Here is a 24,933-nt window from a genome sequence, read left to right as displayed (position 1 = left end):
ACCAACATGATCGTAAAACTTATGAAAAATAAATTATTACTTAGCGCCTCTTTACTTCTAATCAGCACACCTAATTTTGCACAACAGCCTAAAGTCCCTAAAGCAGATGCTCAAGCTATTTTTAAAGCTGCAGATTTCAAAAGAACCAAATATGGCTGGGAAGGTAATTGTGATACTGGTGAAATTATCATTTATAAAGATTTAAATGGTGACGGTCGTAAAGATGCCGTTATTCAAGATAATAGCAGCATGTGTTATGGCAGAACTGGTGTCGGTTACTATATTGTTTCACAGCAAAAAAATGGTAAATGGAAGCAGTTATTTAGTAATCCGGGCATCCCCACCTTTTTGAAAACCAAAGGAAAAGATGGCTGGCCAGATATTGAAAATGGTGGTTCTGGTTTTTGCTTTGCGGTATTCCGTTGGGATGGTCAAGAATATAAGGTTCAACGTTATGAATATGAAGGTAAAGCATGTTCATTACGATAAATGAAGATGCAATAAAATAAATCCCTCATGAACGAGGGATTTTAAGTAATTTCTTAACGCACCACACCCAACTTATTCCAAATATCAGGCGTTAAAAAAGTCGTGACCAATTTATTTAAATCAATATAACGCAACGTGCCTTGCAACTGCTGTCTTACCGCTGGGTCTTTGACAATATCCTCACCCGCACTCTGACCCAATTGCTGAAAAGCCTCCCCAACCGCTTGAATGCCCTCTGCCTGAATCACTGCTTTGGTCTGAGCCGAACACTGCTCCACGATCACACGCTGTAAAACTTGTGCCAACTTTTGATCAAGCTGAGTTTTCTGCTCAGGCGTGACGTTACTAAACGTTTTTAAATCAGGATGTGCCGCTAAAGCACTATACGTCCATTGCAATACCGTGGTTTTATCGGCTGCCGTAGTCGCTTTAACTAAACAATCACTCAGTTGATCAACTGTAGGTCCTGCCATTGCCACTTGAGTTGTGCCTAACACAGCCGCAGCCATCAATACAGAACGACTCAAATGAGAAAATTTACGACGGGGAAAAATATAAATACGAGACATAAGCACAGTTCCAAATTGCAATCTGTCTCTTTGTACCATGCCCGATCTAGATCATCTGTTATGACGCTGTAAATTGCGTAAGTCCACGCCATTAAAATTTTGACAAAATGTAATAACCAATCATCATTATTTTATGTTTTACACTCGTCACTTAGCCCTGCCCTGTAAAGTTCCAAGTTACAGGGAGATTCGGTTGCTTCGGCGCTCTATTCAAATCAATATTCAGGTTACGACTGCCTTTAAAAGAGTTTTCACCTGAATCAGATGCAGGTGACACATCTAAACTGTAACGATAACGAAATTGCCATAACATCGGCTTAATCGGACGAATATCTAGACTTAAACGATCTACATCATGACAATTACCCTTTGAAGTTTCATAATCCTGTTCTGAGAAACAAGCCCGAATCATACGATTAAAACTAAAAGGATAATTTTTAATAAAACGATGTGTGCTACCTGAGTCCTTTAATTCATAAAAGTCAGCACGTTCTATCTTTGCTCCACCACCTGAATACATCTCTGAAAAGACATCAATCATTGCAATCGCATAACGGTTTTGATCGATTGGAAACAGTTTGGGAAAAATAAACTGTCCAACTGACACACCTTCCTCTTCATTTGAAAATTCAATTCGCCACTGCTTTGCTAATTCTAGTCCTATGGTTGATTGACGAAATTGAGCAACAGTGTCACCTGACAATAACCATAGGTTTTGATCAGCAGTTTTTAAGCTACGCCATTGCTCACGCTGCTGACATAGGTTTTGCACTTGCTCACATAGTTTTGTCTGTTCAGTTTGGCTGAGTTGCCCTTTTTTAAATTCAAGAGTCTGTAATGGTGCGGCAAAAATAGGCGAGCTAAAGCAAGTCAATGCTCCTGCCAAGATAATGCCATGTAAATTGACTTTATTATTCGGCATCGTTTTTCCCTAAATTATTTTGATGTGATAAAAACATCATTTCACAACCGCTTCGATCAAATCCAACTCCCACACACCACCAGCAGCTAAACCTTTACACATTCCCGTCCACATATCTCTACTTTGAACAAACTTTTGACCATCCCAAACCCACTCCGAACTTGACCAACAATCACCAATTCCTCGACCTTTTTGCGCACTACCAATCACGCCAGCACCAAAATCAGAAGCATGTTCAGTCACAAAAGTAGCTTTACCCTTTAATGACTCATCCATCACCCACGCACCATAACCTTCGTTATAAGCAGCACGCCAGCATAAGCTCATCGCTAACACTTTATGATTGCTTAACTTATAGAGTTGGATCGGCTGAGATTGCGCACCATCACGAGCATAATCATAAGTCCCTTCACAGAAACCCTCCTCTTTTGGAGTCGGTTGTGCTGCCATTAAACGCTGATAAATAGATGGGTACTGCTTGTTACTTGATTGTAAGGTCAAATAAGGCTCAGTCGCTGTATTGACCCGCTTGATCACACGTTTAGGCTGAGCCTTTAAGACCTTAGATTCATCGCCCTTGCCTTTTTTTACCAATGCACCTACTGTTCCGACACGCTTCTGAAAATCATCCATTTTCAATAAAGTCGCCGTCATACCAGCGTCCGAGATTTGCCATTGGAAAGACGCATTTTTAAATACAATTTCTGTTTTTTGTTGCGCCTGTTGCAATAAAGCCGTGACTTGCGATGCAGAGAGTTTTCCCATTAAGAGCGATTCATTGCCATCCACCGTCACCTGTCCCAAGTCTTTTCCATTGAGATAGAATCGAATATTTTTCAGTTTATTGGCTGGAATGCTTTGTTCCTCATATAGCGCTAAAGCAAACTTGGCTGTCACCGCTTGCTTCGCTCCTGCTTGGCGTGTCAAAAGTAATGAAGCTGGATTATCTCCAGCCGCATCCGCTTGATAGCCAGCCGCACGACAAGTACCTGTATTACTGCAATACATTTCCCAGTTTTGATGGAAAAAAGCAATTCCTTTTATCTCTTGAGCAACAGCAACGGAGCTCATCGCAACTAAACAACAACCTGACAGCAAATTTTTCATGGCTTTTCTCTATTTGGTTTATTTATTATTCATCTCAACAGCAGTTTAACGCTTTTTCTAATTACAATCGAAGCAGATGCCTAAGCACTTAACCTACTCGTATTTAATAACCTCAGAAAGTGATTAGCTCGCACGCTTTTTTCTTTCGTTCGGTAAATTGCATAAATGGGTGCAATACATGGTTGATCCGCTTCTAAAGGACGATAGACAATCTGCTTGTTCCAAAACTCTTGAATAGAGGCTGGTACGATCGAGAGCCCAATCCCTGCCGCAATCAAATTAAGACTTGAGGTTAAACGTGGCGCCTCTTGGACAATATTTGGACTAAATCCTGCCTGATAGCAATTTGCCAAAATATTATCAAACAAATCTTGCCCGCCTAGACGGCGATATAACACGAACTCATAAGCTTCTAAGTCAGGTAAATGAATTGCTCCTTGCTGCTCGACCAAAGGATGGTTGCTCGGCAAAGCCACCATTAAAGGTTCATCTAAGACATACAAACTGTGCAAATCGGCATGTATCGGTGCTGGTTTCCGCAGGAAGGCAATATCTAATTTTTCATTGATTACGGCATCCACCAAAGCACTACTACTGTCCTCTTCTAAGTGAATGGCAACAGCAGAAAATTGCTCTCGATATTGACGCAACAAAGCGGGTAAAAAAGGGTGCAAACCAATAGAGTGAGTAAATCCAATATTAATCTGACCTTCCTTTCCTTGCGCAATATTACGCACTCTTCGGGGAATGGACTCCGCATGATCCAAAATCGTCAATGCCTCTTGATATAAGGCCTTGCCTGCCTCTGTCACTTCTACACCACGCGGCAATCGTTTTAACAACACGGTATCTAAATCTTTCTCTAGACTTTTAATCAGACGCGTCAGTGGCGGTTGTTGTATATGCAAGCGAACAGCTGCCTTGGAAATATTGCTTTCCTCAACAACTGCAATAAAAGCTTTGAGTTTATGAATATCGATCATACATACCTTAAAAGTATAGATAATGAAAAATAAAGCATTTGTAAATATACTACTATTCCACCATCCTATTACCAGTAAAGTCAATCAGGAAACCGTCCCAATGAAGGCTCCAGCCCTTTCAATCGCAAATGAATCATCATCTACAACGCCAGATAGCAAGGCGCTGTTTATGGGATTTATGAAGTTGGGATTGATCGGCTTTGGTGGGGTTCTGCCATTGGCATATCGCGTCATCGTAGAAGAACAAAAATGGTTAGATGAGGCTAAATTCACAGATCTTCTGGGAATTTGTCAGGTACTACCCGGTGGCAATATTATCAATATGGCCGTGGCGATCGGCATGGAGTTTCAAGGTATTAAAGGTGCAGTCAGCTCTGTACTTGGCTTGATCTCTGCTCCAACCATCATTGTGTTACTGATCTATCAAACCTATGTGCATTTTCAACATTTGTCTAGCGTTAAACATCTGATCCAAGGTTTAGCTGCCGCCGCTGCAGGCTTACTTTTTGCAACAGGCATAAAAATGTTGAAGCCTATTTTTAAAAAACGTTTAACCATTGTCACGATTTTGCTGACCTTTATCTTTATGTTGTGGTTCAAGCTGCCGTTGCTGCTGATCTTGGTTATTTTACTGGCGATAAATATGTTGGTGTTGGGAGTGAAAAAATCATGATATTGCTCACGCTTGCAATCGTATTCACACAATTGTCACTGATTGCTTTTGGTGGAGGAAATGCGATTTTACCAGAAATGCAGCATCAAGTTGTCACGGTACATCAATGGATGACAGCCGAACAGTTTAGTTCATTGTTTGCGATGGCACAGGCGGCTCCTGGACCTAATATGATGGTCGTTCCATTAGTCGGGTGGCATGTTGCAGGGCCAGCAGGACTTATCGTGACATCCATCGCTAAGTTTGGACCATCATCTATTATTACCATTTATGCACTCAAGTTTTGGCAACGATTCAAACATCACCCTTTACGTGCACGTTTTGAAAAAGCACTTAAACCCATCACAGTCGGCTTGGTTTTGGTCAGTGCGTGGCTAATCGCCGATGCTTCTGCTCAAAATATACTGCTGGTTTTGATTGTAATTTTGACCGCAATACTGGGCTTATTTAAGAGAATACATCCATTATGGGTCATGATATTTGGCGCAGGAGTGGGTGTTTGCTTCCTATAAATACTCATAAAAAAGACCTGCATTTCATCAATACAGGTCTTCACAATATGGCTTACTCTTTATTTCTCTAATGTAGACTCAAATGCCCTGAGACGTTTATGAATCGACATTAACTCAATAATCGTTGGCCATGAACTAATCAGATATTGGAATGAACTACGTACCTGATTAAAGACATTTAAGATTTGCATCATCAATCCTAAGGTAATAGCACCTGCAGCAATCGATGGAAATAAAATAAAGAGTCCATAAATATTATCTAACTGCAAATACCAAATACGCACTAAATTAAAGTAGGCATAATGGAAATATAAACGGAAATAATTTTGACGTACTTTGGAAAAAAGCTGTTTAAGTGTTTGTGGTTGTGCCCGATCATGCTGATCTTCCCCATAAACTAATTCTTTACGGAAGGCCGCTTCTACTTTTTGATTATTAAACTCTAAACCCGGCAACTTATAACCAACAACCATCAATACAACTGTACCCAACACTGCCCAACCAATTGCAGCAATCATAAGTGCATGTGGAATTTCTCCCACAATGGGTAGTTCTTTTACATGTACCGATAATTGTACCAAGATGGGTAAAAAAGCAATCAAGGTTAAAAGTGCTTCGACGAGGTTGACCCCAAGTGTTTCAGTCGTCTTCGCAAAACGCATCGTATCTTCTTGAATACGCTGTGAAGCTCCCTCAATATGTCTTAATCGCTCCCAATGTGACGTATAAAAATCATTCATGGCTGTACGCCAACGAAAAACATAATGGCTGACAAAGAACAAATTAAACACGGCAAAAGTCACATAGACCATCGCTATGTATAGGAAAGTCATGACACCAGAATAGAGATCTTGTACATCGCCACCGCCACTAGAAAGCATGGTTTGGATGAGATTATAAAATGGGTTATACCACGCATTAATCACGACACTGACTTGTACCCCAAACCAGATATTAAACAGAATAAATGCTGAACCCCAGACTGACCAACGTTGCCATTTATTGTCGGAGAAAAATCGCCAAAAAATCGCAAATAATGCTGTTGCCGCAAAAAACCAAAGGTAGAACCATAGAAATGTTGGAGACCAAAAACGACTTACATCAATGGGTAAGGCTGCCTCATGGTATCCCTCTGAAAACCCAAGATATGTCCCCCAGTCTTTTCCACCTGAATACCATAACAACATGTTAATGATGACCCACAATAACAATGAAGCAAAAAAATAACGTGGATTTGGGAAAAAAGATTTAAACATCGTACTGAACGATCCTTGTGGTACTGCAATAGACGGATGGTTGTATGCTATAACCTCAAACTTAAATTAGTCTGATGGATTGCTAATGTAGTTATTTACCTGTTTTTTCAAACTTTTCATAGCATTTTGTAAGACATTTTTAATTTGTTTATATAAAAGCAATCCTTTGCTAAAAACAATCAAAGTTATGGCGCTAAGTCATTCAACTTTAAAGTGAGGTTTTGCTGAGTTTTAGAACTAGGACGCATCTTGGTTTGAATCGCTAGCTGAATATCTGAGAGCTTTTCTTTGGCAGCGTCCGCGCCTGCCTGCATGGTCATTTCACGACCTTTGACATCAAAGATATGCACCTTTTCACGGAGATCAGGCTGAATCACGATATCCGCATATTTAAGTTCTTCTTCCGCCAAACGCCCTTGCATAATATTAATGTTTTGATTGAATAGCCCCCAAACATTAGTGGTTTCGGTATGAACAGGTTGTGCCAAAATATCAACGGCAATCACCACATCGGCACCCAAATCACGTGCAACCTGTACAGGCACTGGACTGACTAGCCCCCCATCGACATATTCACTTTGACCAATTTTGATCGGGACAAACATACTTGGAATCGAAGCTGACGCTCGTACTGCTTGACCTGTATTGCCGTAATTAAAGACCGTCTTACTGCCTTCTTTTAATTCTGTTGCAACCACATACATTGGAATCTTAAGTTTTTGAAGCGGGGTATTATGCACTTGCTCATTGACATAATCTTCGACCTTTTTCCCATCAAAAAAACCCTTCAGGCTAACACTGACATCGCGTACATCATTGGCTTTCAACTTTAAAGCAATATCACGCAATTCAGCTGCACTTTTTCCACTGGCATAGATTGAACCAACAATACTCCCAGCACTTGTGCCCACGATAAAATCGGGACGAATACCCTGCTGTTCTAGAACTTCAATCACACCAATATGCGCATAGCCACGCGCACCGCCACTCCCCAGCACTAATGCAATAACGGGGCGTTTTTGCTTTTTGATCTGAGCGAAAGGTTGACTAACCACATGCGCCTGAGCATCGTCAACAATTGGAGATAGATGTTTGGTGGTTTGACAGCCCGTTAAAACCATGACTGAAAGTCCAAGTATCCAAAACACAAGCTGTTTCATACGCGACATTTGCCATATTTATTTAATTTCTGGTCGGATTCTAACGACTGCATTTAAAAAAAGATGTAGCATTTTTTTGTATTTTTTCAGCAAAACCTCATAAAAAAGCCCCTCGTAAGGGGCTATTTGAGCTTAAAACATTACCAAATATCTGAATCGACTTTTTTCTTCAACTCAGGATAATTATTAATTTTAAACTCAGGCTCTTTAACGCCTTTTTTAAGTTGAGCAGTATAATCTTTCAATAATATCAAGAAGATTGGCGTCAATAATAGAATCGCAATTAAGTTAATGGTTGCCATCAAGCCCATCGACAAATCTGCCATTGACCAAACTAACGGTACACTGGTGATTGCGCCAAAATAGACCATCATTAAGACCATGACACGGAAAATAAACATCAGTTTTGCATTGTTATTAATGAATCTGACGTTACTTTCAGCATAAGCATAGTTACCAATAATTGATGAGAAGGCAAACAAGAAAAGTAAAACAGCAAGGAAACCACCACCCCAAGCACCGATCTGACTTTCTAATGCTTTTTGAGTTAAAGTCACACCTTCAAAACCAGCTTCATGGTACAAACCTGAAACCATAATAATAATAGCTGTACACGAGCAGACCACAAAGGTATCAACAAATACACCGAGCATTTGCACCAAACCTTGGTTTACAGGATGCTTCACATCAGATGCAGCTGCTGCATTTGGTGCAGAACCCATACCTGCTTCGTTTGAGAACAAACCACGTTTAATTCCCAACATCATCGCCATAGAGATCATGGCACCAAAGAAACCACCTGCCGCTGCTTCAAACTCGAATGCTTTGGTGAAAATCAATTTAAAAATTTCAGGTAGCATTGGGAAATTAATCATCGCGATGTACAAAGCAACCCCGATGTATAAAAGTGCCATGAAAGGCACAATCTTTTCTGCAACCTTCGCAATACGCTTAATACCACCAAAAATCACCAACGCAGTCATGATCACCAGCACGATCCCGAGCCAAGAAACCTCTAAATCAAGGCCACCTAAACCCAAGATAACATTGGCTTTATCCCATCCCCAAGCGTGGGAAGTCGCACCAATAATTGCATTTGCTTGAACAGCATTGAAGACAAAGCCATAAGCGAGAATAAGTGAAAGTGCAAACACCACCCCGAGCCATTTTTGCTTTAAACCCTGAGTAATATAGTAAGCGGGGCCACCACGGAATTGCTTGTTTTGATGATCTCGGACTTTGAACAGCTGGGCCAATGATGACTCAACAAATGCTGAACTCATCCCCAAAAAGGCAGTTAACCACATCCAAAAAACAGCACCCGGTCCACCAATCGCAATCGCAATCGCAACACCTGCAATATTACCCACACCAACACGACTGGCGAGTCCAGTTACAAAAGCCTGAAAAGGGGTAATTCCATGATCATCTTTGCATTCTTTACGGCTTCCTTTCATCACGCGGATACTTTGCAAGAATAACCGTAACTGAACTGCCCCTGTAATTAGGGTGTAAAACAGTCCAACAGCAACCAGTAAAATAACCAAGAAATTCCAAAGTGGATCATTCAAGAATTGTACCCACGACATCAGCGTGGCATTTAATTTTTCATTCATCACTTATTCGCTTTTGCAGATGCTATGTATCAATGGACATAGCCGATTAACAATGGATAAATCAAAAAAGCCCCACAAGGGGCTTTTTAATTCGACTTAGGCAAAGAATTTCAAGATAACTTGAATCACTGTTGCGTTAATTAAATCAACAAAGAACGCACCACACAAAGGAACAATTAAGAATGCTTTATGTGACGGTCCATACATATTGGTAATGGCCTGCATGTTTGCAACAGCGGTTGGTGTTGCCCCCATACCGAAGCCACAATGACCCGCTGCCAATACCGCAGCATCATAGTTTTTACCCATGACGCGGAAGGTGATAAATGCAGCATACAATGCCATAACCAATGTTTGCGCGGTTAAAATGATAACCAATGGACCAGCCAAATCTGCCAATTGCCACAGTTTCAGTGATAACAGTGCCATTGCTAAATATAAAGAAAGCGATGCATTACCAAATACATCGATTGCACGATCAAAGATATCGACCTTCAACACACTTTCTAATATATTACGTAAGATCACACCGCCACCAAGCGCCCATACGAACGTTGGCAACTCAAACCATGTGCCTTTGCTATACCCTGTCATAAATTCTGCAAATGCAAGACAAGCCGCAAACATACCCAACGTCGTAATCGCGTTGTCTGCAGTAATCAAACGAACTTGATGTGGATTTTCAAATGGCGCTAAATCATCAGGGTGCGGATCTGGATGGGTATCACGATCTTGGATTTGAGCTGGTGTTTTAGCACGTGCCAAACTATGACGGTTGATCAATAGCTTGGCTAACGGACCACCGATGACCCCACCGATAATCAAACCGAAAGTCGCACTTGCCATACCTAAGGTCAATGCGCCTTGAATACCATATTGAGTTTCTAGGATTTCACCCCAAGCACCTGCGGTACCATGTCCGCCTGTCAAGGTCACAGAACCTGCAATTAAGCCAATCAAAGGATCAACACCGAGCAATGAAGCCAAGCTCATACCCACGGCATTTTGAACGACGATATAGGCAGCAATACAGCCTAAGAACAACACCAGTCCAATACCGCCTTCTTTTAACTTCATAAAGTTGGCACTTAAACCAATCGAAGCAAAGAAGATCAACATAAAGCTGGTCTGTAATTGGCTACTAAAAATAATACTGTATCCTAAAAAAGAATGAACCAGTAATGACAATACTGCTGCAACCAAACCACCAGCGACTGGCTCTGGAATGTTATAACGTCTTAAAAAATCAATTTTATTAACGAGCAGACGCCCTAATAACAAAACGATAACCGCCGAAATTAAGGTATAAAAACCATTAAAAGTAAATTCCATATCTTCTTCCGTTTATTTCATTCGTTTTTCGACGTTTTTTCCATCTAATAAACAATGAAATAGTAACTCTCAAAATGAGTGAAAACTCAATCAACTTAATAAAAAGCATACAGTTCTTTGTAAGAACCCTACGCCTATCAAATCAACTCATTTTCACGGATGATTACACCGCAGGATAGGTTAGAAGTTATAGCGCGCCATCGCTCCTACACGGCTATCCTTACCTTTTTGTCCATCAAAGGTCTTACGTTCACCATAGATATACTCTAGACCAAACGTAATTGGTGTTACTGGTGAATACATGACGTTCCACCAACCTTGTTGCAAAGTTTTGTTTTGTGTTGCATCTGTCACAGCCTGTTTAGCAAAGTCATTGCTATCATCTGCAAACATTGCGCCATAAGCTAAAGTACTACGCAGTTTCGGCGTAATTTGATAGCTAGCACCCGCTGTAAATGCATCAAACTCATTGAGATGTATATCCAAATTATTTGGATTTACATTAAAGGCATTGTTGCTGTACAGCAAAAACTTGCTGTCACCTTTGACATGTGAATAGTCAATCATTGCCTGTAAAGCATCAGTAAGTTTGTATTTTGCACCAACAGCAACACCCCAACCCAAGTCTGAATCATTGGCACTGATTTGTTTATGATCTTTGTCAAAAGCGGCCTTGCTGCGTGCTTCAGTCAATAAAACACGTGCTGAGCTGGTACCTTTACCTTCTGCAAAGTCATATTTCAGTTTAGAAGTGAATGCGGGTACTCGATTATCATCATTGCTTTTTTCCAAAGCAATGGCATAACTTATATCTGAATCCAATTTACCGCTGTAGCGTACCATCGGGGTACGGAAGGTTCCTATACCCAATGGTGAGTTAAAATCTAACATTTCTGGCTGTACATCAGTTGCCAAAAACGTTGAAGTGGTTTGACCAAATAACCAGTCGTTATAAGTCAAATAAGCATGCCGAATGCGTATCGTATCATTACTACTACCACCACGAAAATCGACTTCTAACTTAGCACCGACCTCGGCATCTTCAATGGGTGCTTTAAAATCAAGACCCAGTCGAGTCACGGTAGCTGTACTATAGAAGCGATCCTTATTTTTTTCAGCACCCTCTAAATCAACTTTGTTAATGCGGTTGAAAATGCCTTCTCCACCTTTAGCCTGATAAGAAGCATCACCACGTAAGAAACCATAAAGTTGAACTTGAGCTCCGGAAGCGGTATTGAAGCTTAAAGGAGGTTTCTGGTTCGCCTCTGTTGTTACGGTATTGGCATTATCATTATTTGCTACCACTGTAGCCGACGACATTTCTATAGCTTTGGGGGCATCATTTTGTTGTTTTATTTGGGGCAGGTATAGTTCTAATAAAGCCCTTAACTCAGTTACTTCAGCGCGAAGCTGTTGAATCTGTTCTTGCTCGCTGCTTGCGTGTGCATTGTTCATCATCAAGGCTGCAATGATCATTGCCAAACCTTGCATTGCGAACGGCTTGCGGATGAGAGTTAAACTCATAAGAAGCTCCTTTGTCTGGTGTATATTTCAACATTTTCCATAAGTATAAAATTGGGTAAATTTAATACACTTAACCTGGAAAATCCCCCTCACCTTTATCAGCAAGGAAAGCCTAATCAATTTTTAAAAAGGGCGTATTATGCATAAATTTAGAATATTGTGTGTATTTTTTTATGGGAAGAATAAAAATACTTTGAAGATATATCTCTAAATATTATTTCTATTTCATTGTGTTATAAATAAATTTCTTTTTCACAAAAAGAAATAAAACAGAAAAAAGCTGATTCTATTTTCACCACCCCAAATACAGTCGATTATTTTTCAAACAAATCCTGATTGGTGGTTTAAAAATCATCCGCAAAAGGTCATGATTGCTTTATAGTCTCATCATATGAGAAAGATCAAAGAAACATGAGGAAATTTTATGAACATGGATCAAGTCCGCTACGTTGATGACGCCATTACATCACGTCATTCAGTACGTGCATTTTTGGACACCCCTGTTGATACCCAAACCATTAAAGACATTCTCGCTGTAGCCAGTCGTGCCCCATCTGGTACAAACACACAACCATGGAAAGTCTATGTGGTCACAGGGAAAAAACGAGCGGAAATGATTGACCGTGTTTGTACGGCGCAAGTTGAGCTTTTTCAAAAACCAGAGCTGGCACAACACTATCAAGAGACTTTTGCTTACTATCCTGAAACGTGGATTTCACCCTTTATTGATCGTCGGCGTGAAAATGGCTGGGGACTGTATGGCTTACTTGGCATTCAAAAAGGTGAAAAAGACCGAATGGCTGCACAACAATTACGGAACTTTCAATTATTTGATGCACCTGTCGCTTTATACTTTACTGTAAATAAAATCATGGGCATCGGTGCAAAAATGGATATTTCCATGATGATCCAAAATGTCATGATTGCAGCAAAAGCACGTGGATTAGATACATGTCCACAAGCGGCTTGGAACCATTTTCACCCCATCGTTTTAGAAGTGCTTGGCGCACCTGAAGATGAAGATTTGGTCTGTGCCGTCGCATTGGGCTATGCCGACCCAGACCATATCGTGAATACTTTTATTACACCGCGTGAACCCGTAGAAAACTTCACTGTATTCGTAGATGAATAATCCAAAATTTCAACAGTATCTCTAAACGGAGATACTGTTTTGCTGTTTCCCGACCTTAAAAATTGTGAATAAACCGACACTGGTAAACATCAACATCATCAAGCCCATATTAAGAGATGCTTTCCAAATCAAGAAATTGAGAATCACGCCACCGAGTAAACCAAATGCAAACTGGGTACTGCCCATGATTGCGCTCGCAGTCCCCGCTCGCGCACCTTGCTGAGACATTGCTAGCGCCATCGCATTTGGGCCTGTTAAACCAATACCTGATACCACTAAGAACAAGCCAATCATTAAAAACCACAAAGGTGCATTTACCATCAAGCCTGCACTCACCACAACCAAAGCACCAAAGCATTGAATAGAACCACCTAAACGTAAGCGTGGAAAAATACCCATTCGCGTATTCAAATGCTTATTCAATGACGACATCAACATAATGCCCGCCGCATTCAGTGCAAATGCGTAAGAAAATTGCTGCTGAGACAGTCCATATTGGCCCATAAAAACAGCAGAAGCTGAGCTGATATAACAAAATAATGCAGCGCCTGTTAGACAACCTGCCAACATCGGCACTCTAAAACTTTCATCTTTTAAAATTGCAGCATAGAGCGTGGTGACTTGATAAAACGATAGTTTTAAACGACGCTCCACAGGCAACGATTCTATAAAGAAAAAGTGCACGCACAACCAACAGATCACACCAATGATGGCTAAGCAGACAAAAATAACCTGCCAAGGAAAGAAAATTAAAATCCAAGCACCAAAGATAGGTGACAAAATCGGTGCCAGCCCCATCACAATCATCATGCTAGAAAAAGCCTGTGCAGAACCTGCGACATCCAAACGATCTCGAATCGCTGCTCTAGCAATCACCACACCCACGCAACCACCTAAAGCTTGAAAAATACGCGCAGCTATCAAGGCCCATTCATTGGTGACAAAAACACAGGCCAAACTGGCAATCGCATATAAAGCCAGCCCAAAATATAACGGTGTTTTACGCCCAATACGATCGCTGATCGGTCCATAAAAAAGTTGACCGATTGCAAGCCCCAAGAAATATGCTGGCAAACTGTTGGCCATCATTTGTGTACTGACCCCGAACTCGTCTGCCATTTGCGGCAATGCGGGTAAATACATGTCGATCGAAAGTGGGCCCAATGCCGTTAATAGGGCAAGTAACAAAATCCATGCTGTGGAATACTGACGCTTGTGAGATTGCTCCGCCTGCATAATGCTGTACTTTTCATGTTTAATGAGATTGTAAGCTTAGCATCCTCGCTTTAATTTGTGCATAATATGAAGAATAAAATCGACGGCACAATACAAAAAGGACAGCTCTTGAATCCTTGGTTCAAACGTTTAAAACAAGCAACCTATAACACCACGTTTATGTATAACGTGCGTATGTTAATCGCTTTTACGGGAACAGCATTTGTTCCTTATTTGATGGGTTACCAACTCGCTACGATTCCATTGACTTTAGGTGTGGTTGCGGCGGGAATTAGTGACATTGATGATCGCTTTTCCGTTCGTATCATGAACCTGATTTATACCTATATCGGTTTCTTTATCACCGCTGCCTCGGTTCAATTATTATTCCCCTATCCAGTGGTTTTTGCCATTGGGCTCATTGCCTCATGCATTGGCTGGATTCTGTTGGGTTCGCTCGGTCGTCGTTATGCCACGATTGCTTACGGATGTTTGGTTATTTCCGTATACACCATGTTAGGAGTGCATCTATTTGAGCAATGGTATCTACAGCCCGCTTTATTAGTGGCTGGCGCGGCGTGGTATGGTCTCATTTCAACAATTAGTTTTCTGTTATTTCCAGTTCGACAACTACAAGATCAGCTCTCAGCCTCATATAGCGCATTAGGAAGTTTCTTATATGCCAAATCAAATTTGTTTGATGTCGATATGACGCCTTCAAGTTATCAGCAAAGCATGATTGATTTGTCGATGGAAAATAGCAAACTGATTGCGATTTTTAATAATTTACGCGTGGCATTACTGACTCGGCTCAAAGGTGACCGAGGGCAAAAAGATACGCGGCGCAGTCTACAGTATTATTTTGTGGTTCAAGATATTCACGAACGTGCAGACTCCGCCCACATTGATTATCAAAAACTGGCAAAAGTTTTCCAACACAGCGATATCTTGTTCCGTTTCCAACGGATTTTGTCGATCCAAGGTAAAGCTTGTCAGGACTTGGCACAATCTATTTTAAGCCGCACACGTTATGTACATAACAAACGCTTTAAACATAGCTTTGAAAATTTAAGACTATCCTTAGAAAAAATGCGTGAAGATGGCATTTATGATCAGGTACGGATTAATGCCTTATTTGCGCTTTATCAAAATCTAAAATCGATTGATGCACAATTACAAAATCTAGAGACAGAACGAAATCTTCAATTAGACAATACCCAACAACTCGAAAACCAACTCAAAGATGATGACCTTAAAGGGATAAATGACATGGTCGTGCGTGTAAAACAGCATCTAAGCCCTGAATCTGTTTTGTTCCGGCATGCTGTACGCTTATCGATTGTGCTCTTTATTGGTTATCTATTTATTCAACTCACCAACATTGAATATGGTTATTGGATTCTGATGACCGCCCTATTTGTCTGCCAACCCAACTTTAATGCCACTAAACGACGTTTATATTTGCGGATTGTGGGAACATTGGTGGGGATTATTGTTGGTCTAGCAATCATCTATTTTATTCCTTCAATCGAAGGTCAGTTGGTCATGCTCATACTCAGCGGGATCTTATTTTTCGAGCTGCGAAGTAAACAGTATGCCCAAGCTACCGCGTTCATTACGATTCTGGCGTTAATCAACTTTAACTTAGATGGCTCTGCATTTGCCGCAGGACTGCCACGCTTGATTGATACCATTATTGGTTGTGCCTTGGCGTGGTTTGGGGTCAGCTTCATTTGGCCAGATTGGAAGTTTCGTAGATTACCTCGCTCGATTCAACGTTCGCTACAAGCACAATGTAAATATCTAGCCGAAGTAGTTCAACAATATCATCAAGGTCGCAATAACGCATTGAACTATCGTGTGGTTCGACGTACTGCACACAATACCGATGCAGAAGTCGCCTCATTGATTTCTACGCTCGCCACAGAACCAAATATTGATAGCACACACAAAAATCAGGCTTTTGAGTTTTTATGCCTCAGCCATACCTTTTTGAGCTATATCGCCGCGTTGGGCGCACACCGTGAACAAATTCAAGATCAAGAGATTTTAACGCTGCTTGATCAAGCTCTCGATGATATTCAAGGTGCGCTACTCAGAGATGAAGTGCCTGATTTATCAGCACAAAATATGCTGCAAAACATCCGACAGCGCTTAAGTCGTGATGAAGAGAATGATCCAAAGTCATTAATTATTTTGCAACAACTCTCGCTCATGTTCAGTATATTGACGCGTTTAAGCATGCTTAAACAAAGTCTACGGCACGAGCCTAATGAAGACGGCACTGAGTTTGCTTCACTTTAACAAAATGTAAGGCAATACTAATCGCCTATTACGCCCATATATCTTTGATTGAGAGCGTTTATGTCGTGTCAACACTCTCCAATTAATGCTAAACTTAACTCAGTTCAAGACTCAATTTTTAAACTATGACCGCCAAAAATTTATACGCTTATACGCTACAACCTGTTCCTTACGAAGTTTCTGAAGTTGAACAACGTCAAGCTCAACTTATGATTTGGCGCAGTACCAACAAGTTCAGCCGCAAAGCATGGATCATCATGATCGCACTTGTAGTGCTTTCTTTAGTTGCAGCAGGACTCATCAAATATTATTCCACCTACTCAACTGTGATTTGTTGGGTTGTGATTATCGGAGTTGCGCTTTTCTATATCATTAAAAGATTTGGTCTTGAGTGGTACGTAAAACGTAAAATGAAAGAGTTCCCTGTCCAAGATATTAAAGGAATTCGTTTAGGTGTACAGCCTCACGGTATCGTGATGCGTCAAAAAGTAGGCCTGCAAGAAGGTACGGCTACAATTGGTTGGAAAGATATTTACGAGTGGTATAACTCACCAGACTTTATTCTTGTAAATTTCAAAGTGAAAACACCAAAAGGCGAACAACAACAAGGTGCTTATATCCTGCCAAAACGTATGGACTCTAAGAACTTTGCATTCAAAACAATCCGTAAACACTTGAATGAAACTGTTGGTGCGGCAAAACCAATATAATTTAATATTCCGCTTCATTAAAAAAAGCTAATCTCACAGATTAGCTTTTTTTATTTTCATTCATCATTTAAGGAATTAATTCATCACCCACTGCATTGTAACAATAAGAAAATAAATGTAATGAATTTTGTACCCTTCTCACCGTTTATTCCAAGACAAAGAATCTATCATTATTCAAGCTTTTTTATATTCAATAATAAATACATCACCTTAACCACAAAGCACCGATAAACCAAGCAAAAGAGTCAAGAAAATATCTAGTTATAACAGTAGATTGTCAAATCTTTATATCAATAGTATGTTATCAATCACATTAAAAAGAAATTAAATTTAATTCGTTATTTCTCATAAATATACAACATATTCAATAATAGATAGGTTATAGCAATGATAGAGATAATACAAAATCAGTTAAGCCACAGTCCTGAAATTCTACTCTTTCTGTCTCTCGCAATCGGTTTTTGGATTGGGCAATTACAATTTGGCAAATTCCAGTTTGGGGGCGTTGCAGGTTCATTATTGGTAGCAGTGCTACTCAGTCTATTAGGTATTCCCATCGACAATGGTGTAAAAGCCGTTTTGTTTGCTCTGTTTATCTATGCAGTTGGTTTTGAGAGCGGACCACAGTTTTTTAAATCTTTAGGTCCTGAGTCGATTAAAGAAATTCTATTGGCTGTGTTTATGGCGGTGACTGGTTTAATCACTGTTTTGATTATGGCCAAGTTATTCCATTTAGATAAAGGTTTAGCGGCTGGACTAGCTGCTGGCGGCATGACCCAATCCGCCATTATTGGAACCGCTGGTGATGCTCTATCTCGTTTGGACTTACCATTTGAAGAAATACAAAGACTACAAGCCAATGTTGCGATCGGCTATGCCGTTACCTATATATTCGGCTCATTAGGCGCAATTATTGTCTGTGTCAATATTCTCCCTAGATTTATGGGCAAAAATATCCGTGATGATGCCCTGAAAGCTCAGTCTGAAAAATTAAAAGGTGCGTTTGAGTTAGCACCAGGACAAGAGCTAGCGATGCCTGAAATCGTGGGACGTATTTTTAAAGTTGAACAAGCAAATGGAAAGAAAATTTCTGAGCTAGAAAGTGACGTAGCCAGTGCTACGATTGAACGTTTAAAACGTAAAAACCAACTGATTGATATCCATCCCGATACGGTATTACTACAGGATGATATTGTGCTTGTGGTCGGAAGACGTCCTGCGGTTATACAGATTGCAAGCAATATTGGTACTGAGATGCAGTCCTCTCAAGGGATGGAAATGATCATGGATACCACAGATGTGATCCTGACCAATACCAAATATATCAACCGAACACTTGGTGATATTAAAACCAATACACCTGCAGACCTAAAACATGGAATATATGTTTTAGGTGTTCAACGCAACACTGAGCGGCAACAACTGAGTGATGAAACAGTACTGCAACGCGGTGATCGAATTACGGTCTATGGTACAGAAAGTGACATCAAACGATTCATAAAAGAAGGTGGTCAAGCTCTACCTGAAAGCTTGAAAACTGATTGGATTTTCCATGGTGCAGGTTTAGTCGTGGGTTTATTAATTGGATTAATTGTGGTGCATGTTGGTGGTGTCCCACTGACTCTAGGTGCTGGTGGTGGTGCTTTACTTTCAGGTTTAATCTTTGGTTGGCTCAGAAGCCGCCATCAAGTCCATGGCAATATGCCTGCTGCAGCATCACAGCTGCTAAAAGATTTAGGTCTAGCAGGCTTTGTCGCTGCTGTCGGATTACAATCTGGTTTACAAGCAATACAAACCATCAAAGAGAGTGGACTTTCTCTATTTTTGATAGGCGTGGTTGTGACCTTAGTTCCCCTCATTTTATCTATGTTTTTCGCTCGCTATGTACTCCGATATACCAATGTTGCCGTCATGGCGGGGGCTATTTCGGGCGCACGTAGTGCCAACCCAGCATTTGGTGGTGTCTTAGACAAAGCGGGCAACTCTATTCCGACTGTACCCTTTGCGATTACCTATGCTTTGGCGAATGTTTTTCTTACTTTACTCGGACCATTAATTGTTGGCTTAGCTTAAAAATTTCAAAACACTAAAGAATCATCTTACTTACGATAACAAAGGAGAACTTCCCATGGGGAATGTTGATTACTCACAATATGCAAAACTAAGCCCTTTTGAGCTTAAAGATAATTTAATTGCACTGGCTCAAAGTCATACAGATCGAATGATGTTAAATGCGGGGCGCGGCAATCCAAATTTCCTTGCAACAGTACCTCGTCGAGCTTTCTTTCAACTTGGACTATTTGCTACAGCAGAATCAGAGTTTTCTTTTTCATATATGCCTGAAGGGCTGGGTGGTTTCCCCCGTTCTGAAGGTTTACAGTCAAGATTCGATCACTTTGTAATGGAAAATAAAGATAAAGATGGGGTGTTTTTTCTCGGCAAGGCTGTTTCTTATATCCGAGATCAATTGGGGTTAGATCCTGATGTATTTTTACTCGAAATGGTTGAAGGGATTTTAGGCTGTAATTACCCTGTACCTGATCGAATGCTCCGACTAAGTGAAACGATTATTAAAGAATACGTACTTCGTGAAATGGGCGTACGAGGTATGGCCAAAGAGAGTCTAGATCTTTTTGCTGTTGAAGGTGGCACAGCTGCAATGGCTTATATTTTTAACTCTTTAAAAGAGAATAAAATTATTGATAAAGGAGATCGTATTGCGATTGGGACGCCAATTTTTACGCCTTATTTAGAAATCCCTAAACTCAATGATTATCAACTCGAAGAAGTGTTAATTGAAGCGGACCCAAAACAAGGCTGGCAATATCCAGAGTCCGAACTGCGTAAACTTGAAGACCCAAGTATTAAAGCTTTCTTTTTAGTGAACCCCAGCAATCCCCCATCAGTCAAAATGAGTGATGAAGGCCTAGCTATCTTAGCGGATATCGTTAAAAAACGACCAGATCTCATCATTTTAACGGATGATGTCTATGGAACCTTTGCAGATCAATTCAAATCCGTATTTGCAGTCTGTCCGAATAATACTATTTTAGTCTATTCATTCTCTAAATACTTTGGTGCTACTGGTTGGCGTTTGGGTGTCATTGCCTTATCCAATCAAAATATTATTGATCAAAAGATTGCGTCCTTATCTAAAAAAGATAAAAAAGAACTCGAAGAGCGCTACTCATCATTAACCACCGATCCGAGTCAAATTAAATTTATTGATCGTATGGTTGCAGACAGTCGCAATGTTGCACTTAATCACACTGCAGGACTCTCGACTCCGCAACAAGTACAAATGGTGTTATTTGCCTTATTTAATATGATGGATTCTCGTCAGGATTATAAAAAAGCAGTCAAATCGGTTGTTCGTGAACGCGATGCTGCCTTATACCGACAGTTGGGTATCCAATCACCAGAAGACCCAAATACTGTTGACTACTATACGCTGGTAAACCTCGAAAATACTTCTCGTGAACTTTATGGCGATGAGTTTGCTGATTGGGTGATGAAAACTAAAAATCCTACAGAACTTCTCTTCCGAGTCGCAGATGAGACAGGCGTCGTATTATTGCCTGGTTCAGGATTTGGAGTGATGCACCCCTCAGCAAGAGCGTCATTGGCAAATTTAAATGAATATCAATATGCTGCTATTGGCAATTCATTACGCGGGTTTGCCGAAGATGCTTATCAAGAATATCTAAAAACAAAATCTTCAAGAAAAAAATAGCATTCTGAACTTGGTTATCTTGTTTTATATGCCTTAAAAAGACCTCATATCACTCGTTTGAGATGAGGTCTTTTTTTAAATGTGTTTTGTCAAAAAACAACAATACAAATGAGAATAAAAATCAATATTATTCTTATCAAAACAAATGTCTTCCGCTATAATTCGCCCATATTTGTTCTCCCATCTGCACAACGTCAAAACTATGTTTAAAAAAGTTTTCTTTCAAATCCATTGGTTTTTAGGGATTACCGCCGGCTTAATTCTCTCACTGATGGGAGTTACAGGTGCGATCTACTCTTATGATCAACAAATCCTGAAATGGATCAACCACGATAGCTATGTGGTAGAAGTTGCGGCTACACCTAAATTAACGCCTGCTCAGCTCTATTTATATTTCAATCAACAGCAACCTGAGATTGAAATTAATAGCATTACCATTGCTTCAGACCCATCTGCATCTTCAACCGTCAATATAAAAAAAGAAGGCGCACGTCGTGGCTATAACATGATGGTGAATCCTTATACAGCAGAGGTACTACCTGAAGTAAAGGGCCGTGAGTTTTTCCAGTTTATCCAGCGATTACATCGTAATTTAACGGCTGGCGAATATGGGGCACAAATCACGGGTGCATCAACACTGATGCTCATTTTCTTTGTATTGAGCGGTATTTATCTACGCTTTCCAAAGAAACATACCTTCAAGCAATGGTTCTTGATCAAACCCAAATTGAAAGGTCGTAATTTTATTTGGGACTTACATGCCGTCGTGGGTACATGGGTGATTGTATTTTACCTCTTGTTTGCATGTACGGGTTTGTACTGGTCTTATGACTGGTGGCGTGCTGGGATGTTCAAAGTGATGGGCGTCGAACAACCGCAACGTAGTCAACACAACGCTGAAGAAAACAAAAATAAAGGACCAGATTTATCCAATCAACAAGTCGGCATGATTCTGACCCAAACTTGGACTGGAGTGAATGCCAACATCGGACGCGAATACTCGAGTTTGACGCTAAATATACCGAAACAGTATGATCAAAAAGTCGAGTTAACATTTGTTGATGTGATTGCACAACATGAACGCGCACGTAACCAAGCGGTATACAACTACCAAGAGAACAAATTCGAAAAGTTTGAATTATACGAAGATAAGAAGCTCAATGAAAAGATCATGAGCAGTATGCTGCCTGTACATCGTGGCAGTTTCTTTGGTTCAACCTATCAATTCATTGCACTGCTTGCTTCACTTGCGATGCCGTTATTCTTTGTGACCGGATGGATGCTATATCTTAAACGTCGTAAACAAAAGAGATTAACACTCGCAGCTCGCCAATCTCTGATCGGCCAACAGATTGATCCAAATGCAACACCTTGGCTGATCACCTATGCCTCACAAACGGGCGTGGCTGAACAACTGGCTTGGCGCACTGCAACTAGCTTACAAGAAGCACGACAACCAACAACTGTTAAACCCATTCAGCAACTGACAGAACAAGATCTGCAACACGCTCAACAGGTTTTATTTGTTGTGAGTACCTACGGTACGGGTGATGCACCAGATTTAGCTTCAGGCTTTAACAAGAAGCTGATGCAACAACTCTTTGATCTCAATCATATGCAGTATGCAGTTCTCGCACTTGGCTCTAAAGAATATGCGGACAGCTATTGCAGCTTTGGTCACGCAGTAGATACTTGGTTAAAACAATGCAAAGCACAATCATTGTTTGAATTGATCGAAGTGGATAATGCAAATCCCCATGATATTCAACGCTGGAATCAAGCTTTATCGGTTGTGACCAAGCATGAACTACATGCAATGAATATCGAAAAAACCTTTGATCGATGGACCCTAAACCATCGCCAAGCTCTCAACCCAAATAGCTTAGGACAAACTGCTTACAATATAGAGCTCACTGCAACACATGATATGACTTGGCATGCAGGTGATATTGCAGAGATTCAACCCTCAAATAGCTTAGATGAGATTCAAGCATTTCTAGTCAAACATCAAATTCCAGCACAAGCAGTCATAAAATCACGTAATCAAAATATCGAGCACGCACTTTGGGATAAAAACTTGCGAGTTGAGATTCAACCTTTTAGCGATCTTGAGCAATTGCTAGAACAATTACCTACCCTACCGACTCGTGAATACTCAATTGCCAGTATTCCATCGCAACAAGTATTAAGACTTGTGGTGCGTCAGCACTACGATGAACAGGGTCAGTTAGGTCTAGGCTCGGGTTGGTTAACGACATTTGCACAGCTTAAACAAGATATTGCTTTGCGCATCCGTACCAACGAATCATTTCATCTCATTGATGACAATCGCCCGATTATTTGTATCGGCAACGGTACGGGTATCGCTGGTTTGATGAGCTTATTACAGCAACGTAATCGTCAAAATTATGCTGAAAATTGGCTTATTTTTGGCGAGCGCCAACGCGAACATGATTTCTTTTATCAAGAAACCATTCAAGCATGGAAAAATATGGGCACACTGAAACGCCTAGACCTCGCCTTCTCCAGAGATCAAGAACACCGTATCTATGTACAAGATCTATTACGGAACAACGCTGAAGAACTAATCAACTGGATAAGTCAAGGTGCTGTAATTTATGTTTGCGGTAGTATTGAAGGTATGGCAGCAGGTGTAGATCAAGCCCTCATCAACATATTGGGTGAAGCTCAAGTGGATGAATTACGTCAAACTGGACGTTACCGTCGGGATGTTTACTAATCCCATGTAAGACACCCAGAAACGAGTGAGAAATCACTCGTTTTTTTACAATGATTAAAAAAGTTTGCCTTTCAATTCATTTTACATACACTGAGCAGATTCAAATCGACTTCGATTCAAATTATGCAACTCAGTTTATGGCTCCGTATTTTTTTTGCCGTTATTGGTCTTGTACTCTTTTTAGATGGTGCAATACTGATCGCACTTAAAAAAATTCATATTGGAACAGTGCTTCCACTGTTACTTGGTCTTTTTTTCTGTCTCTATTCAATTTTCTATTACCATATTGAACGCTTCTTTTTTTATCATTTCCGCTTACATTCAATCTGGCGATTCGGCTGGTTATGTTTTTGGATCTGGTTAATTAGCTTAGGCTATTTTTTCCATTATCTTGCAAACAACACTACGAGCATAGAAGATACATCACCTGTCGCCGCAATCATTGTTTTAGGCAGTGGTGTTGAAAATGGACAACCGTCTGCCACACTCGCCAAACGCTTAGATCGTGCAGCGCCAGTCGCTTTAGCTCAACCCAATGCGAAATTAATTGTTTCTGGTGGAGTGGATTTTGGTGAAACTGAAAGTGAAGCCGTGGTCATGTCACGTTATCTACAACAGACCTATCAAATTCCCGCCGCACAAATTATATTGGAAGATCAGAGCACCAGTACTGAACTGAATCTTAAAAATAGCCAACCGCTGTTAAAAGCACAGGATATTATGATTCAACAGCCAATTATTATTGTCACAAGTGATTTCCATACGCTACGTGCAGCAGCAATTGCGAAAAAACAAGGCTACACAAATTTTACGATGGTCGGCTCAACAACACCATTAGCCACGCGATATAACGCATGGTTAAGAGAATATTTTGCTTATGTCAGTGGTTGGCTACTCAATGAGTATTAATTAAAGTTAACTCAGTCAATATCACATAAGACAGGGTCTATGAAATG

At 40.5% G+C, this 24,933-nt stretch carries 20 protein-coding genes; 10 read left to right on the top strand and 10 right to left on the bottom strand.

Annotated features, from left to right (window positions below; translation table 11 throughout):
- Positions 1-21: 21 nt before the first annotated feature.
- Complete coding sequence (locus EXE30_RS09675; protein WP_130162199.1) at positions 22-489, top strand: hypothetical protein; 468 nt, start codon at positions 22-24, stop codon at positions 487-489.
- 53 nt (positions 490-542) lie between these two features.
- Here the strand turns inward: EXE30_RS09675 and EXE30_RS09670 are convergent, their stop codons facing one another.
- From EXE30_RS09670 to EXE30_RS09655, 4 genes are all read right to left on the bottom strand, one after another.
- Positions 543-1,058, bottom strand: a complete 516-nt coding sequence (locus tag EXE30_RS09670; RefSeq protein ID WP_130162198.1) for a hypothetical protein — start codon at positions 1,056-1,058, stop codon at positions 543-545.
- Between the two features lie 151 nt (positions 1,059-1,209).
- Positions 1,210-1,980, bottom strand: coding sequence for a hypothetical protein (locus EXE30_RS09665; RefSeq protein WP_130162197.1), 771 nt, complete (start codon positions 1,978-1,980; stop codon positions 1,210-1,212).
- A gap of 36 nt (positions 1,981-2,016) precedes the next feature.
- Positions 2,017-3,087 carry a DUF1176 domain-containing protein gene (locus EXE30_RS09660; protein ID WP_130162196.1) on the bottom strand — a complete coding sequence of 357 codons (1,071 nt, stop codon included), beginning with the start codon at positions 3,085-3,087 and terminating at the stop codon, positions 2,017-2,019.
- 80 nt (positions 3,088-3,167) lie between these two features.
- On the bottom strand, positions 3,168-4,070 hold the full coding sequence (locus EXE30_RS09655; protein ID WP_130162195.1) for a LysR family transcriptional regulator: 903 nt from the start codon (positions 4,068-4,070) through the stop codon (positions 3,168-3,170).
- Positions 4,071-4,170: 100 nt separating this feature from the next.
- Here EXE30_RS09655 and EXE30_RS09650 point away from each other — a divergent pair, with 100 nt between their 5' ends.
- Together EXE30_RS09650 and EXE30_RS09645 are read left to right on the top strand one after the other, a co-directional pair.
- Positions 4,171-4,743 carry a chromate transporter gene (locus EXE30_RS09650; protein WP_130162194.1) on the top strand — a complete coding sequence of 191 codons (573 nt, stop codon included), beginning with the start codon at positions 4,171-4,173 and terminating at the stop codon, positions 4,741-4,743.
- Positions 4,740-5,255, top strand: a complete 516-nt coding sequence (locus EXE30_RS09645; RefSeq protein ID WP_130162193.1) for a chromate transporter — start codon at positions 4,740-4,742, stop codon at positions 5,253-5,255. Before EXE30_RS09650 ends, EXE30_RS09645 begins: the two co-directional genes overlap by 4 nt.
- Before the next feature lie 59 nt (positions 5,256-5,314).
- On the opposite strand, the gene sbmA is transcribed toward EXE30_RS09645, so the two are convergent.
- The 5 genes from sbmA to EXE30_RS09620 all read right to left on the bottom strand — a co-directional run bounded on the left by sbmA (position 5,315) and on the right by EXE30_RS09620 (position 12,143).
- Entirely contained in the window at positions 5,315-6,511 is a 1,197-nt protein-coding gene (sbmA, locus tag EXE30_RS09640; RefSeq protein WP_130162192.1) for a peptide antibiotic transporter SbmA, read from the bottom strand.
- A gap of 185 nt (positions 6,512-6,696) precedes the next feature.
- The gene (locus tag EXE30_RS09635; RefSeq protein WP_213072746.1) at positions 6,697-7,671 is read right to left on the bottom strand and encodes a patatin-like phospholipase family protein; all 975 of its coding nucleotides are present in this window, start codon (positions 7,669-7,671) and stop codon (positions 6,697-6,699) included.
- 140 nt (positions 7,672-7,811) lie between these two features.
- Positions 7,812-9,287, bottom strand: coding sequence for an alanine/glycine:cation symporter family protein (locus EXE30_RS09630; protein WP_130162191.1), 1,476 nt, complete (start codon positions 9,285-9,287; stop codon positions 7,812-7,814).
- A gap of 96 nt (positions 9,288-9,383) precedes the next feature.
- Positions 9,384-10,619: a sodium/glutamate symporter gene (gene gltS / locus EXE30_RS09625; RefSeq protein ID WP_130162190.1), complete on the bottom strand. Its 1,236-nt coding sequence runs from the start codon at positions 10,617-10,619 to the stop codon at positions 9,384-9,386.
- A gap of 180 nt (positions 10,620-10,799) precedes the next feature.
- A complete protein-coding gene (locus tag EXE30_RS09620; RefSeq protein WP_130162189.1) occupies positions 10,800-12,143 on the bottom strand; it encodes a DcaP family trimeric outer membrane transporter in 1,344 nt (447 codons plus the stop codon).
- 424 nt (positions 12,144-12,567) lie between these two features.
- On the opposite strand from EXE30_RS09620, the gene EXE30_RS09615 reads away from it, so the two are divergent.
- On the top strand, positions 12,568-13,275 hold the full coding sequence (locus EXE30_RS09615; protein WP_004669395.1) for a nitroreductase: 708 nt from the start codon (positions 12,568-12,570) through the stop codon (positions 13,273-13,275).
- A gap of 21 nt (positions 13,276-13,296) precedes the next feature.
- Here EXE30_RS09615 and EXE30_RS09610 read toward each other — a convergent pair whose 3' ends face one another.
- Positions 13,297-14,511 carry a multidrug effflux MFS transporter gene (locus EXE30_RS09610; protein WP_130162188.1) on the bottom strand — a complete coding sequence of 405 codons (1,215 nt, stop codon included), beginning with the start codon at positions 14,509-14,511 and terminating at the stop codon, positions 13,297-13,299.
- A gap of 108 nt (positions 14,512-14,619) precedes the next feature.
- On the opposite strand from EXE30_RS09610, the gene yccS reads away from it, so the two are divergent.
- From yccS to EXE30_RS09580, 6 genes are all read left to right on the top strand, one after another.
- Positions 14,620-16,794: a YccS family putative transporter gene (yccS, locus tag EXE30_RS09605; RefSeq protein WP_130162291.1), complete on the top strand. Its 2,175-nt coding sequence runs from the start codon at positions 14,620-14,622 to the stop codon at positions 16,792-16,794.
- A gap of 125 nt (positions 16,795-16,919) precedes the next feature.
- Complete coding sequence (locus EXE30_RS09600; protein WP_130162187.1) at positions 16,920-17,504, top strand: YcxB family protein; 585 nt, start codon at positions 16,920-16,922, stop codon at positions 17,502-17,504.
- 387 nt (positions 17,505-17,891) lie between these two features.
- The gene (gene aspT / locus EXE30_RS09595) at positions 17,892-19,577 is read left to right on the top strand and encodes an aspartate-alanine antiporter (RefSeq protein WP_130162186.1); all 1,686 of its coding nucleotides are present in this window, start codon (positions 17,892-17,894) and stop codon (positions 19,575-19,577) included.
- Between the two features lie 55 nt (positions 19,578-19,632).
- Entirely contained in the window at positions 19,633-21,237 is a 1,605-nt protein-coding gene (locus EXE30_RS09590; protein ID WP_130162185.1) for a bifunctional aspartate transaminase/aspartate 4-decarboxylase, read from the top strand.
- Between the two features lie 202 nt (positions 21,238-21,439).
- Entirely contained in the window at positions 21,440-23,977 is a 2,538-nt protein-coding gene (locus EXE30_RS09585; RefSeq protein WP_130162184.1) for a PepSY domain-containing protein, read from the top strand.
- Positions 23,978-24,100: 123 nt separating this feature from the next.
- Complete coding sequence (locus tag EXE30_RS09580; protein ID WP_130162183.1) at positions 24,101-24,886, top strand: YdcF family protein; 786 nt, start codon at positions 24,101-24,103, stop codon at positions 24,884-24,886.
- The last annotated feature ends 47 nt before the right edge of the window (positions 24,887-24,933 follow it).

Origin of the sequence: Acinetobacter halotolerans, assembly GCF_004208515.1 — a bacterium.
GTDB lineage: Bacteria > Pseudomonadota > Gammaproteobacteria > Pseudomonadales > Moraxellaceae > Acinetobacter > Acinetobacter halotolerans.
The sequence above is the reverse complement of the archived record's forward strand: the minus strand, read 5'-3'. Positions and strand labels throughout refer to the sequence as shown.

Bases quoted from the DNA above. Each gene is read 5' to 3' on its own strand.
- EXE30_RS09675 (WP_130162199.1), top strand. From the start codon at position 22: ATGAAAAATAAATTATTACTTAGCGCCTCTTTACTTCTAATCAGCACA.
- EXE30_RS09670 (WP_130162198.1), bottom strand. From the start codon at position 1,058: ATGTCTCGTATTTATATTTTTCCCCGTCGTAAATTTTCTCATTTGAGT.
- EXE30_RS09665 (WP_130162197.1), bottom strand. From the start codon at position 1,980: ATGCCGAATAATAAAGTCAATTTACATGGCATTATCTTGGCAGGAGCA.
- EXE30_RS09660 (WP_130162196.1), bottom strand. From the start codon at position 3,087: ATGAAAAATTTGCTGTCAGGTTGTTGTTTAGTTGCGATGAGCTCCGTT.
- EXE30_RS09655 (WP_130162195.1), bottom strand. From the start codon at position 4,070: ATGATCGATATTCATAAACTCAAAGCTTTTATTGCAGTTGTTGAGGAA.
- EXE30_RS09650 (WP_130162194.1), top strand. From the start codon at position 4,171: ATGAAGGCTCCAGCCCTTTCAATCGCAAATGAATCATCATCTACAACG.
- EXE30_RS09645 (WP_130162193.1), top strand. From the start codon at position 4,740: ATGATATTGCTCACGCTTGCAATCGTATTCACACAATTGTCACTGATT.
- sbmA (WP_130162192.1), bottom strand. From the start codon at position 6,511: ATGTTTAAATCTTTTTTCCCAAATCCACGTTATTTTTTTGCTTCATTG.
- EXE30_RS09635 (WP_213072746.1), bottom strand. From the start codon at position 7,671: ATGAAACAGCTTGTGTTTTGGATACTTGGACTTTCAGTCATGGTTTTA.
- EXE30_RS09630 (WP_130162191.1), bottom strand. From the start codon at position 9,287: ATGAATGAAAAATTAAATGCCACGCTGATGTCGTGGGTACAATTCTTG.
- gltS (WP_130162190.1), bottom strand. From the start codon at position 10,619: ATGGAATTTACTTTTAATGGTTTTTATACCTTAATTTCGGCGGTTATC.
- EXE30_RS09620 (WP_130162189.1), bottom strand. From the start codon at position 12,143: ATGAGTTTAACTCTCATCCGCAAGCCGTTCGCAATGCAAGGTTTGGCA.
- EXE30_RS09615 (WP_004669395.1), top strand. From the start codon at position 12,568: ATGAACATGGATCAAGTCCGCTACGTTGATGACGCCATTACATCACGT.
- EXE30_RS09610 (WP_130162188.1), bottom strand. From the start codon at position 14,511: ATGCAGGCGGAGCAATCTCACAAGCGTCAGTATTCCACAGCATGGATT.
- EXE30_RS09600 (WP_130162187.1), top strand. From the start codon at position 16,920: ATGACCGCCAAAAATTTATACGCTTATACGCTACAACCTGTTCCTTAC.
- aspT (WP_130162186.1), top strand. From the start codon at position 17,892: ATGATAGAGATAATACAAAATCAGTTAAGCCACAGTCCTGAAATTCTA.
- EXE30_RS09590 (WP_130162185.1), top strand. From the start codon at position 19,633: ATGGGGAATGTTGATTACTCACAATATGCAAAACTAAGCCCTTTTGAG.
- EXE30_RS09585 (WP_130162184.1), top strand. From the start codon at position 21,440: ATGTTTAAAAAAGTTTTCTTTCAAATCCATTGGTTTTTAGGGATTACC.
- EXE30_RS09580 (WP_130162183.1), top strand. From the start codon at position 24,101: ATGCAACTCAGTTTATGGCTCCGTATTTTTTTTGCCGTTATTGGTCTT.